Origin of the sequence: Acrocarpospora catenulata (assembly GCF_018476525.1) — a bacterium.
Lineage (GTDB): Bacteria > Actinomycetota > Actinomycetes > Streptosporangiales > Streptosporangiaceae > Acrocarpospora > Acrocarpospora catenulata.
Genome location: NZ_JAHCST010000108.1, coordinates 1 through 14121, shown reverse-complemented (window position 1 = coordinate 14121; position 14121 = coordinate 1). Strand labels below are relative to the sequence as shown.

Genomic DNA, 14121 nt, shown 5'->3' with positions numbered 1-14121 from the left:
ACCCTGCGGGCCCGTGGAACCCCGCCCACCCGGCGCGACAGCCGGGCCACCAGACTGACCACGACGGCGAAATCAACTCCCAGCCGAACCGCTCAGCCGACCAGACGAAGATCGTGAAACATCGAGGCTAGCGTTCTGAACGACAACATTCCAAGGAGGAATACACCCGTGAAATTGTTCAGAACGGCTGCTCTGGGTGCGGCGATGGCCACCGTCGGCTTGCTGCTCACCGCGCCCTCGGCGTCGGCCGGCACTATCTCCACCATGGCCGAATTCCCGGTCGCTCCCGGCGAGACCATGCATTTCACCCAGAACTGCCCGGCCAGTACGCCCTATCTGGCGAGGACCGGATTCCGCGTGGAGTACACCACCGGCGTGGACGGGGTGAAGAAGATCCGTCGGAATTCCGACGGTGACGGCTGGACGGTGTCGGCGACCAACTCCGGCACCGAAACAGGATGGGTAACGGTCAGGTACACCTGCTCGTCGAACCCGACGACCATCAATAAAGAGAACGCCGCCATGGTCAGGTCGAGCGACCCGAAGCCGCTCGAGACCTCCATCACCTGCCCGTCGGGCTACCCCACCATCGACTCGGGCAGCTACAAGTACCCGGATCGAAACACCGCCAATTTCTTCACGTCGTTCGACGTCGAAGCGCCGGCAGGCGTCCAGATGGTCTACCCGGACCGTGGCGGCAGCCGGCTCCAGTTGACCCTCACCAGCAGCTACCCCCCCAACACCAACCCGCCGAGGAACGAGTACATCAAGTTCAATTGGGTCTGCGCGCAATAGCGGTACGTCGTAAAAAGATCAAGTAGCTGACAGAGGTCCCGGCGGCCGGGCGCGTGGTCAATCAGCGCGATCGGCCGTCTGTGCTGTGCGGCAGGCGAGGCACCTGCTGCTCGCGTGGGTCTTTCAGCTGCCGGTTACGAGTCCGCCAGTTTGAGGGCCTCCTCAAGGAGGGTTTCCACGATTCGCGACTCGGGGACCGTGGCGACGACCTGTCCCTTCACGAAGATCTGGCCCTTGCCGTTGCCGCTGGCGACGCCGAGGTCGGCTTCGCGGGCCTCGCCGGGGCCGTTGACGACGCAGCCCATGACGGCGACGCGCAGGGGGATGGGGAAGCCGTCGAAGGCGGCGTTGACCTGTTCGGTGAGGCGGTAGACGTCGACCTGGGCCCGGCCGCAGGAGGGGCAGGACACGATCTCCAGGCTGGGTTCGCGGAGTCCGAGGGACTGGAGGATCTGTCGGCCCACTTTGACCTCTTCGACCGGCGGGGCGGACAGGGAGACGCGGATGGTGTCGCCGATGCCTTCGGCGAGCAGGATGCCGAAGGCGACGGCCGACTTCACCGTGCCCTGGAGGAGGGGGCCGGCCTCGGTGACGCCCAGGTGGAGGGGGTAGTCGCAGCGGGCGGCCAGTTCCCGGTAGGCGGCGATCATGACCTGCGGGTCGTGGTGCTTGACGGAGATCTTGATGTTGGTGAAGCCATGCTCCTCGAACAGTGAGCACTCCCACAAGGCCGATTCCACCAGGGCTTCGGGTGTGGCCTTGCCGTGCTTGGCGAGCAGGCGCGGGTCCAGGGAGCCGGCGTTGACGCCGATCCGGATGGGCACACCGGCGTCGGCGGCGGCGCGGGCGATCTGCCCTACCTTGTCGTCAAATTTCTTGATGTTGCCGGGGTTGACGCGGACGGCGGCGCAGCCGGCGTCGATGGCGGCGAAGACGTACTTGGGCTGGAAGTGGATGTCGGCGATGACGGGGATCGGCGACTTGCGGGCGATGGCGGGCAGGGCGTCGGCGTCGTCCTGGGAGGGCACCGCGACCCGGACGATCTCGCAGCCGGCCGCGGTCAGTTCGGCGATCTGCTGCAGGGTGGCGTTGACGTCGGCGGTCAGCGTGGTGGTCATCGACTGCACCGACACGGGAGCGCCGCCACCGACCGGCACCGAGCCCACCGTGATCCTTTGGGAAGCCCGGCGGGAGGCTCGGTGGGAGGTCCCGTGGGAGGGCGTGCGCGTGGGGGCCGCGGGCTGGGGCATGCCGAGATGGACCGTCATGGGGACATCACCTGTCGGGCTGAGGAGTTGCGGAGCTCGGCACGGAGTTCCTGTGGCAGGGCGAAGACGGTGGTCTCCCGCCCGCTGGTCACCTCCGTCACGTCGGTGAATCCCCGGTCGGCCAGCCAGGCGAGCACACCTTCGACCAGGGAGTCGGGGACGGAGGCGCCCGAGGTGAGACCGACGGTGTCGGCGCCGGCGAGCCACGCCTCGTCGATCTCGTGGGCGAAGTCGACCAGGTGGGCGGCGCGGGCGCCCGCGGCGAGGGCGACCTCGCGCAGGCGTACCGAATTGGACGAGTTGCGGGAGCCGACCACGATGACCAGGTCGCAGGAGGGTGCGAGCTGTTTGACCGCCTGCTGCCTGTTCTGCGTGGCGTAGCAGATGTCGTCGCTCGGCGGTGAGGTCAGCAGCGGGAACCGCTCCCTGAGCTGCCGTACGGTGCGCATGGTCTCGTCCACCGACAGGGTGGTCTGCGACAGCCAGGCCACCTTCGCGGGGTCGCGTACCGTCACGCCGGCCGCGTCCTCCGGCCCGTCGATCAGGTGGATGCGCTCCGGCGCCTGGCCGATGGTGCCGATGACCTCCTCATGCCCCTCATGGCCGATCAGGAGGATGTCGTAGTCGCCGTCGGCGAACCGGCGGGCCTCCTGGTGGACCTTGGTCACCAGAGGGCAGGTCGCGTCGATGGTCTTCAGACCACGGCGCGCGGCCGAGACATGAACCTCGGGTGCGACTCCGTGCGCGGAGAAGATGACGACGGACCCCTCAGGCGCCTCGTCGTTCTCACTGATGAAGATCACACCGCGGCCCTTGAGGGTCTCGACCACGTGACGGTTGTGGACGATCTCATTGCGTACGTAGACGGGTGGCCCGTAGATCTCAAGGGCCCGCTCCACCGTTTGGACCGCGCGCTCCACGCCGGCGCAGTAGCTCCGCGGGTTCGCGAGCAGGACGCGCTTCATACCGCCACCTTCCGTGCGCCGCCAAGCTCGAGCAGGCGCAGAATCTCTCGTTCCAGACCGGCCGCGGTCAGCCCGATCTCGGTCAGCAGCTCGGTACGGCTGCCGACGGGAAGGAAATCCGCGGGGATGCCGAAGTTGCGGCAGGGGACGGTGACGTTCGCGTCCTGCAAGGCCTGCGCGAGGGCGGCCCCTACACCGCCCACGCGCAGGTTGTCCTCGACACTCACCACAAGATCGTGCTCTTGGGCGAGGTACGGCAGAGCGGCGTCAAGCGGCTTGACCCACCTCGGGTCCACCACCGTGACCGCCACACCGTGCGCGGTGAGCCGCCGCGCCACCTCGACGCAGGTCCCGGCCATCGCCCCGATCGAGACCACCAGCACGTCACGCCGCCCGCCCGGCGGTCCGGTCAGTGCCAGCACGTCGAGCGTGCCGATCCGGCCCACTGCCGGGATGTCCTGCCCCACGGGCCCCTTCGGGAAGCGGACCACGGTGGGCCCGTCGGCCACCTCAAGGGCTTCGCGCAGTTGGGCGCGCAGTTCGGCGGCGTCGCGTGGAGCGGCCAGCCGGAGTCCGGGCACGACCTGTAGGACCGACATGTCCCACATGCCGTTGTGGCTCGGCCCGTCGTCGCCGGTCACGCCGGCCCGGTCGAGAACGAAGGTCACTCCGGCGCGGTGCAGCGCGACATCCATCAGGATCTGGTCGAACGCCCGGTTGAGGAACGTGGCGTAGACGGCGACGACGGGATGCAGCCCGGCGGCGGCCAGACCCGCGGCGCAGGTGGCCGCGTGCTGCTCGGCGATGCCCACGTCGAAGACCCGGCCCGGGTGGGCCGCGGCGAAATCGCTCAGACCGGCGGGTTCGAGCATCGCCGCGGTGAGCGCCACCACGTCGGGCCGCCGGTTGCCGATCGTCACGAGTTCGGAGGCGAACACCGATGTCCAGGTGGCCGGTGGGGTGCCCACCGGCCGGCCGGTCTCGGCGTCGATCACCCCGATGCCGTGGAAGCGGTCGCGGGTGTCGTTCTCCGCGTGCCGGTATCCCCGGCCTTTCTGGGTGACACAGTGCACGATGACGGGTCCGCCGAAGTCTCTCGCCGCCACCAGGGCCGACTCCGTCTGCTCGATGTCGTGACCGTCCACCGGGCCGATGTACTTCAGCCCCAGGTCCTCGAACATCGCTTGGGGCGCCGCCGCGTGCCGCAGCACGGTCAGGTGGTCGGCCAGCCCGCCGACGGTCCGGTCGTAGGACCGGCCGTTGTCGTTGATCACGATGATCACCGGCCGGTCCGGGGCGGCGCCGATGTTGTTCAGCGCCTCCCAGGCCATGCCGCCGGTGAGCGCGCCGTCTCCCACGACCGCGACGACCGCTCGATCGGTCACGCCCTGCACGTGAATAGCCTTGGCGAACCCGTCGGCGTACGACAGCGCCGTGGACGCGTGGGAGTTCTCGATGATGTCGTGCTCGGACTCCGCCCGGCTGGGATAGCCCGACAGGCCGTCCTTCTTCCGTAATCGCGAGAAGTCCCGCCTGCCCGTGAGCAACTTGTGGACGTACGCCTGATGCCCGGTATCCCAGAGGATGCGATCACGGGGCGAGTCGAAGACCCGGTGCAACGCCAGGGTGAGCTCCACCACGCCAAGGCTCGGGCCCAGGTGTCCGCCCGTACGGGACACCGACTCCACCAGGAAGGAGCGGATCTCCGCACTGAGCCGGACCAGCTGCGCCACGGTCAACGACCTGAGGTCACGAGGCGAATGAATATCGGCCAACACGCTTCGTGGTTCCACTTACCGAGTCCGTTCGTTTGTGCCGCCATGCGATCCAGCTCTGGCGATATCCGCGGATCAAACCAACTGGCCGACCCGTCGATCCGGATTCTTGAGGAACAGCTTCGACGGGGGGAGTGGCGTCCGGCGTCAGCAAGGTGCTTGACAGCTTCTGCCCCGCCGGATGTGGTGCGCGATCAGCTTTCGAGCTGATCGAATTCGGTTATCCCGAAAGGCTCCAGCATTCCTCGGCGTGCCGCCAGAACTCCCGCCTGGAAGCGACTCGTCGCGTGTAGGTCGTCCATGATCTCGGCGATATGCCGTCGGCAGGTGCGCAGCGAAATGCTGAGTCGTCGCGCGATCAGCTCGTCCTTCGCGCCGTCCGCCAGCAGCCGGAGTATGGCTCTCCTGAGTTCTCCCTTGGCCGGACCGTAGCCGAGGTCGGGCTGCCCGCCCAGGTCGAAAGGGAGCGACGCGGACCAGGCCAGTTCTATGCCACGATAGAGGAATTCGATTACGGACGGCTCGCGGAGAACGATTGTTCCACCGGGTTCCGAGCGGGTGGGGATGAATGCCACCTCGTAATCGAACAGCACAATACGGGCGGGCACCTCCGAACGGGTCCGGATTTCGAATCCGGCCTCGGTCAGCCCGGCGAGGTAATCGCGCATCAGCGGATTCGCCCGGGCCGGGTGCTGATACAGCGCCCGCAACTTCAACTTGCGGTCCAGCGGTTTCAGGTCGCGTGCGAGGTAGTGGTCGATCGCGCCTTCCGAGAAGGTTCCCGGATGGACGAAGAGGACCTCCGTCCGGCAGTTTCTACCGGCCTCTTCGAGGGCGGCGTGGGCCTCCTCGACGCCCAGCACGTCGATGGCCTCGTGCTTGTTGCGTACCTTACGGCTCTCGAAGTAGAGCGGGTTGAGCGCCTGCAGCTGGAATCTCAGGTCCTGGGCGCGCTTCTCCTCTTCCTTGATCTTCATTTCGATCGGGTTCACCAGTTCCGCCAGCGCCGCCGTCGGACTACACGGAGCCAGCACACCGTCCACGCCGGGCGTGGGGCGCAGCAGCTGGAGCTCCCTCAGCCTCCGCAGGGCGGCTTCGACAGCTCGTACGGAAACAGACAGCTCCTGAGCGAGTTCACCTGTCTGCGCCGTGTGTAGCGCTCCCCTTCGAACGGCTTGTTGGTACAGATCCACCGCGGTGCTGGAAAGCGAATTCCCGGGGTCGTTCACGAGTGGCGCCTTGTGGTGCGACGTCACTGTCTTGACCGGGGCTAACGTTCTGGTGGGTCGTCGGCGCACGGTGTCGCAGACATCGGCATCAGGCATGGCACGTCCTAGCAAGGGTCCGAGCGGTCTTGACGCTGGAGAGATGGCCTGTCTCGGTGCCCGGGGAGTTCCTCATGACTCGTCGGGAATTCCCACGGACTTGCTCCATGCGCTGGAGCTGGGGCGCGGTAACGCGATGACGATCAGTGTCGGGTCGGGTGTCCACGGTGGGGTCTCCCTGATGTCCGAGTCGGTCGCGAAACACCGTGACTTGGCGCACTAAAGGCCTACCTGGCGACCACTTGGTGAGACGCCGTACGCAGGCCTGATCCAGGGAGCCGTGAACCGCCGGGGAGCGGGGAGCCCATTGATCATTAGGTCCCGAGCTCCAAGCGGGAACCAAGCCGCCGACTAGCCGACGCTGCCAGCATCAGCGCGTATTTGCAGTCCAGGAGGGAACCCATGCCTCTATCGCGCTTGCCAGGCCTGCTGGCCCGTTTACGAAACCAAACCAGCCGGCCGTTCCGACAGCCGCGTCCCACCTTGCTCCTGTTGACCGTGACCTTGGCACTGTGCGCGCCGTTCACGCTGGCGGCGACGCCCCAATCCGCGTCGGCGGTGGTGGAGGAACCCAAGCCGGCAGCCGTGACCACTGCGGCCCGCGGGGACGGGATGAACGGCTACCGGCTGTTCGACCTCAACCCGAGCGGCCAGGGAAAGATCACGAGCCTGGACGGGATCAGCGACGACGGTCACGTGATCGGCACGATACTCGACCCGATGATCAGTCCCGCTCCCGTGCCCTTCGCCTGGGCTCCGGGATCTCAGATGGAAATGATGCCGATCAACGATCCGGATTTGCGGCACTGGCCGGCCGGTGTCGCCGCGAACGGCACCGTCTACGGCCGCGTCGGTGTCGGTGACGGTCGCTCGGAAGGGTACGTGTACCGCTCGCTGCCTGGCGAGGGTGCTGTCTACAACTCCCCTGAGGTGCTGACCAGCTCCTCGTATGAGGTGATCGCGGCGAACAACCGGGGCCAGATCCTCGTCGGCACGAGTCCTTGTAACGCGATCCTCACCGAGGACGGCGCCCTCACCCCCCTCCCCTGCGAGATGACCGCGGAGGACATGAACGAATCCGGCACGGTGGCCGGGTTCGTCTCCCACGAAAAGCCTGACGGTACGAGTGCGTCGGAGCCGGCCATCTGGCAGAACGGTGCCCTGCAGGGCCTGGGCCTGCCGCCGGACTTCCTGGGCGGGGTCGCCATGGACATCAACAATGCCGGTGACGTCCTGGTGCAGGCGGGCAACGCGACGACGGCTGCCTGGTTCGTCCGCAGCAAGGCCGGCGTCTGGACGAAACTGGACGCCCCGAAGGACACCCCCGAAGGGCACGGGATGGTCGCGACCAGCCTCAACGACCGGGGAGAGGTGGTCGGCGCCGTCGGTAACACCGGCCTCTACAAGGCGGTGTTGTGGAGCAACGGCAGCCCGCGCGTGCTCAACGCCCTGCTTCCTCCCGTCAGCGGCTGGCGGCTCGACCACGCGGAGCTCATCAACAAGACCGGCATCATCGTCGGCCGCGGCGCGCACGGGAACAATTCCACGATCTGGGCCGCGATCCCCATCGACCCCGTGATTTTCGTGCACGGCGCCGGAGCCAGTCGGTTGTCCGCCTACGAGAACGACAAGGAGACGGACGAACTGTGGATCGGATGCCACATCCGCGGCGGCAGCAGGGACCGTAACCTGCTCAGCCTCTTCCCGAAGGACGCGCAGAATGTGCCGCGCGATATCCGGCCTGTCGACGCGCTGCAGCATGAGCACTGTGACGCGGTATCGGATCTCATTTCCCCCGCCCTGAACATTTACGGCACTCTGCTGGACACCCTGCGAGGGCCCGCAAACTACCGCGAGTACAAGGTCGACGGACACACCGAACGCCGCACCACGGAAGGCTGCGACCTGACGCAGTCCGACCAGTCAGGGACGCCCAACCTGTTCGTCTTCGCCTACGACTGGCGCAAGAGCAACGCCGAAAGCGCCGAGAAGCTGGCGGACTTCATCGGCTGTGTACGGAAGTTCTGGCCGAACCGCAAGGTGGACGTCCTGACCCACTCGATGGGCGGCATCGTCACCCGGCGGTACATCCTCGACCATCCGCAGGACAGTCACATCGACCGGATGGTGACCCTCGGCGCGCCGTGGCTGGGCGCGCCCAAGCTGGTGAACGTGCTGTTGACCGGTGACTTCATCAAGGCCGATCTGGTGAACGGCCCGCCGGAGGTCATCAAGCGGGTGGCGGGCAGCTTCCCCGCCACGCACCAGCTGATGGCCAGCCGGATCTACGGGGACGCCTCCAGCGTGCCGGTGGTGCGGGAAGACGGCTGGGACCTCAACGGGAAGAACGGCGCCGAGGAGACCTACAGCTACCAGGACGTGAAGGAACTGGCCAACTCCCTGTACGAGGACTCCAACCCCGGTGACAACGCCGACGAGTTCCAGTCGAAGCCCGGCCAGGTCGACTGGCGCGAGGACACCCAGGACATCAAGTACACCCACATCGTGGGCCTCCAGGCGGGTGCCAACACGATCGGCACCATTGTCGCCAACCGCAAGCCGATCTGCACCGGCAGTCTCTGGTGGAAGGAGTGCGCCCCGGAGAACTTCATCAGTCAGGACCTGATCTGCGGTGACGGCACGGTTCCGCTGATCAGTGCCGAGCGGGCGGGCCGCGGCGTGGACTACAACGCCGCAAACGCCGAGGTGCTCGTCTTCCGGTCCGAGTACACCTGGTCGTCCAGCAACTTCCAGGTCGAGCACACCGGGATGTCGGGTAACCCGGCCGTCCTGAACGCGGTGCTGGACCGGCTGTACTCCATCGAGCCGCAGGGCCAGGCCGATCACAGCGGTCTGGGCCGTCCGGGCGCCGACACGGAATCCTGCGTCAACAACGCGGGCACGCAGTCCGGGCTGGCGGCCGGCGCCACGGCCGCTCCCGACCCCGCCATGAGCCTGCGCTACGTGTCGGTCCTCGGCGGGACCGAGCTGACCGTCACCGACGGCCAGGGCCACACCACCGACCCGGAGGGTGGCACCGCGGGTTACGTCGACGGCGTCACGCGGTTCCTTTCCAACCGGGACGACGCGGGCATGGTGACCATGCCGGCCGCCGGGGAGGAGACCTTCCGTACGCGGATCACCGCGACCGGAAAGCCGCTCCAGCTCACCCTGCTGGAGGGCACGCAGCAGCGCCCGACGGTGGCGACCCGCTGGATCGACATCGCCGTGGCGAAGGGCACGGCGGTCGAGCTCACCACCCGTCCCGACGGCACCGACGTGCTGCGCGCCGACGAGGACGGCGACGGCCGGCCGGAGAAGGTCATTCCCCCGACGGTCCGGCTGGCCGGCGCCGACGCGGCCGATGTCACCGACCCTGAGGTGACGGTCGACGCGGTGGCGGCGAACGGCTCGACCAGCTACGTGGTCTCGGCGTCCGACACCGGCAGCGGGGTGGCCGACATCGCGTGGTCCACCGACGGCCGCCAGTTCAGCCGCTACGAAGGGCCGCTGTCGCTGAACCCGGCGACGACGCCCACGCTCACCGTCTTCGCCGAGGACCGCGCGGGGAACCGCTCCGCTCCGGTGGAGGTGAAGCTGGCGGATCTGAAGCCGAGCCTGGTCACCACGGCCATGCTGGACCCGGCCCCGGCCGGAGCCGGGTGGAGCACGGGCGACGTGAAGGTCACCCTGAAGGCGACCGCGGGCGGCAGCCCGGTGGCCAAGCTGACCTACCGGGCGTCCGGCGCGCAGACCGTGCCGGAGACGTCGGTGAACGGTGCGCAGGCGTCGTTCACCATCACGGCGACCGGCGCCACCAATGTCACGTTCTGGGCCACCGCCGCGGACGGGACCGTCGAGCGCAAGCGCACCGTGCCGGTACGCCTGGACAAGGCCAACCCGACCACGCAGATCAAGACCCCGGCCGACACCACCGTCGTGCCCGAGATCAAGCAGTTCGCCGGCACCGCCTCCGACGACGCCTCCGGGGTCGCCAAGGTCCGGGTCGAGCTGCGCGACAGCAAGGGCCGCTACTGGGACGGCGACAGCTGGACCACCAGCCAGACCTGGTTGCCCACGGCGGGCTCGACCGCCTGGTCCCGCACCACCGGTCTGCCGAGCGGCGAGAACCTGCCGACCGGCGGATACCGGCTGCGCACCCTGGTCAGCGACGAAGCCGGCCACGAGGCGCTCGGCGCGACCAGCACGTTCACTGTGGCACCCGACGCCAAGCGGGGCGTGTACGAACTGCGCGCTCCCGACGGGTTCCAGGCCGGTGCGGCGGCGCTGAACGACCGCGGCGTCGCCGCCGGCGTGTACGCCTCCAAGCCGCTCCGCTGGTCCAACGGCAAGGTTGCCTACCTGGACCTGCCGCCAGGGGCGTCAGCCGGTCACGCCGAGGCCGTCGACGAGGACGGCTTGGCGTACGGATACGCGGACTGGCTGACGCACGATGCCCCGGTGCGATGGGAGTTGTCCGGGACTCCCACGGTGCTGGACCTGCTGCCCAACCACACCCGGGGAGCGGTCGCGGCCGTCAGCCGTGACGGCAGGACGGCGGTCGGTTCGAGCTACAGCGAAGCCACCCGCACCCTGCCGGTCCGCTGGTCCGGTACGACGGTGGCGGCGCTGCCCCTGCTGACCGGAGCCGCCAACGGCACGGCCTCCGGCGCGAACTCGGCCGGGGTCATCGTGGGCACCCAGCGCATCTCCGCCGGTAACCGAGCGGTGGTCTGGTCGGGCGGCCAGGTGCGCAACCTCGGCACCCTGCCCGGTCACCTGGAGAGCACGGCGAATGCGGTGAACGACCTCGGTGTCGTGGTCGGCACGAGTGTCGACGGGCCCGCGGACTGGAACAACACCCGTACCTTCGGGTACGTCTACGCGGACGGGACGATGCGGAGGCTGGACACCGCGTACACCGGTGCGAAGATCACCTCGCCCGAGGCGGTGAACAACCTCGGTCAGATCGTCGGCCAGTACACCCTCAGCAATGGGCAGACCCGTGCCTTCCTGGCCGAGCCGGGCAAGGACGCGGTGGACCTGAACACCCTGCTGCCCCCGGACAGCGGCTGGCAACTGCTGTCCGCCAAGGACATCAACGAGCACGGCCAGATCCTCGGATTCGGTAACCACAACGGCAAGCAGAGCGCCTTCCTGATGACCGTCAAGCACGCGCCGGTGGCCGAGGACGTGACGGCGACCACCGTCAAGGGGCAGGCCGCGAACGTGACGCTGAACGCGTTCGACCCGGATGTTCTGGACACCATCACCCTGCGGGTGCTGGACGGCCAGGGCCCGGCCCACGGCACGGTCTCGGCCGTGAAGGACGGGCAGGTGACCTACACCCCGGCGGCCGGATTCACCGGAACCGACACCTTCACCTACGTCGCCGACGACGGTGACCTGGTGTCCGCGCCGGCCATGGTCACGGTCAAGGTCGAGCCCGGCGACAACGGCGGCAACCAGCCGCCGACCGTGCACGACGTGACGGCGACCACGCCGGAGTCCACCCCGGTCAAGGTGACCCTGAAGGCCGAGGACCCCGACGGTGACTCGCTCAGCTACCGCGTCGTCCAGGCGCCCGGGCACGGCGCCGTCTCGGGTACCGGTCCCGACGTGACCTACACCCCCGAGCAGGGGTGGACGGGAACGGACACGTTCACCTGGACGGCGTCCGACGGTAAGGAGGAGGCCGCTCCGGCCAAGGCCACCATCACGGTGACCGCGGCGAACCGGCCGCCGACCGTGTCGATCGAGGCGCCGGCGAACGCGGACGAGGGGAGTGCGGTGCAGTTGAAGGCAACCGCGACCGACCCCGATGGCGACAAGCTGACCTGGAAGTGGAGCACCGACACCGGCACGCTCGCTGGTGACGGTGACACCGTGAAGCTCACGGTCGCCGACGGTCCGGCGGACGCGCACGTCACCGTGGAGGTCAGCGACGGCCAGAAGAAGGCCACCGCCACCGCCACCGTGCGCGTGAACAACGTCGCTCCCAAGCTCGGCGAGGTCTCCACACCGGCGGCCCCGCAGACCGTCGGCAGCGCGATCGAACTGTCCGTCAGGTTCACCGACCCGGGAGCCGACACGCACACCTGCGCGGTCGACTGGAAGGACGGCGGCACCTCGCCGGGCACCGTGGCCGACGGCACCTGCCGGGCGACGCACGCCTACGCCAAGGCGGGCCTCTACCACCCGGTCGTCACCGTCACCGATGACGACCAGGGCTCGGGCACCGCGACCGCGCAGGCGGTGGTGGTCTACGACCCCAGCGCCGGGTTCGTCACCGGCGGCGGCTGGATCAACTCCCCGGCCGGCGCCTACAAGGCCAATCCCGCACTCACCGGAAAGGCGAACTTCGGGTTCGTCTCCAAGTACAAGGAGGGCACCAGCACGCCCACCGGCAACACCGAGTTCGACTTCCACGCCGGGAACCTGAACTTCAAGGCGAAGGCGCACGACTGGATGGTGGTGTCGGGCACGCGGGCCCAGTACAAGGGCTCGGGCACGATCAACGGCCGCGGCGAGTACGTCTTCGAACTCACGGCGATCGACGACGGTAAGGCGAACCAGTTCCGGATCAAGATCTGGGACGCGGCGAACGGCACCGTCGTCTACGACAACGGCGAAGCAGGCACCGCTCTCGGCGGCGGCAACATCGCCATCCACGACAAGTAGCACCGGTAGCTAAACGATGTGGGCATCCTCCGATCCATGGAGGATGCCCACAGTGGTCATTGGCAGGCACCAAAAAGACCGTGAGCCGGGGACGTCGCCGACGTCTCCGGCTCACGGCATCACCGCAGCGGCTCGCTATGCCCCGACGAGGCTGATGTCGGTTCTCCAGCGCCGGGCGGCTCGCAGGAGCGTCCCCGGCCGCATCAGGGTGCGGGGGTGGGCCCGCATGTGCACCACATCGAGGAAGCGGCGATGCACTTCCCGGTCGACCACGGACGCGCGGAAGACAAGGCCGTTCAGGGCGTTGAACGCACGGTCGCCTCTGGTGGGCGTGGCATTCGAATGAGGCAGCAGGGAGTCGCTTGTCGTGGACATCATCCAGGCGGCGTCGACGACTCTGCCGATGCTCTCGAAGTACCCGCGAGCGGGGTCCGCGAGAGAAGGCTTGCCGCGCAGGTAATCGTCGAGGCAGGCGGCGTGGAGGCAAGCGGATGACATGCCCTGCGCGCGGATGGGATTGAAGGACGCGACGGAGTCACCCAAGGCCAGCAGTCCGCCCGGGAACCGGCTGAGCCGACTGAAGATCTTTCTGCGGTTGTCGGGGTAGCGGAAGGTGGTGACACCCTCGAGCATCTCGTGCTGATCCACTATCCGGCCGAACTCACCGCTGGGGTCCTGCCGGCACCACTCCAGGAATTCCTTGACGTCGCGGGTCGGCCGGTCCTGTGCATAGCCGGCGATCGTCACGATCGAGCGGTTCCCCTCGACCGCTGTCATGGTCGACAACAACGGCAGACGGCCGGGACGCAGGACGAGAGAGTGGATGGCGAGCGTGCCGGAGTCGGCGGGGTCCCGCGCGAAGACGCCCGTCGCGTAGCCGAGATCCACATGAAGTCGCTCCAGCGCCGGGGGTTGCCACCCCGCCTCGCTCAGCCACTCGCCCAGCCGACTGGACCGGCCCATGGCGTCCACCACGAGATCACACGGCAGAGTGTGCGGGGCGCCCGCGTCGTTGCCTTCGGAAAAGAGGACACCGCTCACCCGGCCTGACGTGAACCGCAACCCACGAGCCCGCCCTTTGAGGCGGGGGATGTTCGCGTGCGCCATCAGGCGCTCACGCAGGTAGGCCTCCAGAAAGGGCCGGGTGCAGCCGATCACCTCGTTTCCCGGGACCGGGACCTTGCGGGCTCTGGCACAAATTCCGTGATCTTAATCGGCGAGGAGGATCCGGCGACGGAGCAGGTCGGGGTTGGCGCGGCCATACATCTGGCGTTTGAGCATCTTGATCCGGTTGACGGCGCCTTCGACCGCG

General features: G+C 68.0%; 7 protein-coding genes. 2 read left to right on the top strand and 5 right to left on the bottom strand.

The window, feature by feature from the left end; genetic code table 11:
* The first annotated feature begins 168 nt into the window (after window positions 1-168).
* Window positions 169-795 (top strand): hypothetical protein, encoded by a 627-nt coding sequence (locus tag KIP79_RS45180; RefSeq protein ID WP_214111249.1) that lies wholly within the window; start codon window positions 169-171, stop codon window positions 793-795.
* Between the two features lie 134 nt (window positions 796-929).
* Here KIP79_RS45180 and ispG read toward each other — a convergent pair whose 3' ends face one another.
* The 4 genes from ispG to KIP79_RS45160 form a co-directional block, all read right to left on the bottom strand.
* Entirely contained in the window at window positions 930-2063 is a 1134-nt protein-coding gene (gene ispG, locus KIP79_RS45175; RefSeq protein ID WP_214111248.1) for a flavodoxin-dependent (E)-4-hydroxy-3-methylbut-2-enyl-diphosphate synthase, read from the bottom strand.
* Window positions 2060-3028 (bottom strand): 4-hydroxy-3-methylbut-2-enyl diphosphate reductase, encoded by a 969-nt coding sequence (locus tag KIP79_RS45170; RefSeq protein ID WP_214111247.1) that lies wholly within the window; start codon window positions 3026-3028, stop codon window positions 2060-2062. The genes ispG and KIP79_RS45170 overlap by 4 nt, the downstream gene beginning before the upstream one ends.
* Window positions 3025-4821, bottom strand: coding sequence for a 1-deoxy-D-xylulose-5-phosphate synthase (locus tag KIP79_RS45165; RefSeq protein ID WP_214111246.1), 1797 nt, complete (start codon window positions 4819-4821; stop codon window positions 3025-3027). Before KIP79_RS45165 ends, KIP79_RS45170 begins: the two co-directional genes overlap by 4 nt.
* Before the next feature lie 176 nt (window positions 4822-4997).
* Window positions 4998-6128 (bottom strand): helix-turn-helix transcriptional regulator, encoded by a 1131-nt coding sequence (locus KIP79_RS45160; protein WP_214111245.1) that lies wholly within the window; start codon window positions 6126-6128, stop codon window positions 4998-5000.
* 498 nt (window positions 6129-6626) lie between these two features.
* On the opposite strand from KIP79_RS45160, the gene KIP79_RS45155 reads away from it, so the two are divergent.
* Window positions 6627-12809, top strand: a complete 6183-nt coding sequence (locus tag KIP79_RS45155; protein WP_214111244.1) for an Ig-like domain-containing protein — start codon at window positions 6627-6629, stop codon at window positions 12807-12809.
* Between the two features lie 135 nt (window positions 12810-12944).
* Here the strand turns inward: KIP79_RS45155 and KIP79_RS45150 are convergent, their stop codons facing one another.
* Window positions 12945-13967, bottom strand: a complete 1023-nt coding sequence (locus KIP79_RS45150) for an NAD(P)/FAD-dependent oxidoreductase (protein WP_214111243.1) — start codon at window positions 13965-13967, stop codon at window positions 12945-12947.
* Window positions 13968-14121 lie beyond the last annotated feature (154 nt).

Bases quoted from the DNA above. Each gene is read 5' to 3' on its own strand.
- ispG (WP_214111248.1), bottom strand. From the start codon at position 2,063: ATGACGGTCCATCTCGGCATGCCCCAGCCCGCGGCCCCCACGCGCACG.
- KIP79_RS45170 (WP_214111247.1), bottom strand. From the start codon at position 3,028: ATGAAGCGCGTCCTGCTCGCGAACCCGCGGAGCTACTGCGCCGGCGTG.
- KIP79_RS45160 (WP_214111245.1), bottom strand. From the start codon at position 6,128: ATGCCTGATGCCGATGTCTGCGACACCGTGCGCCGACGACCCACCAGA.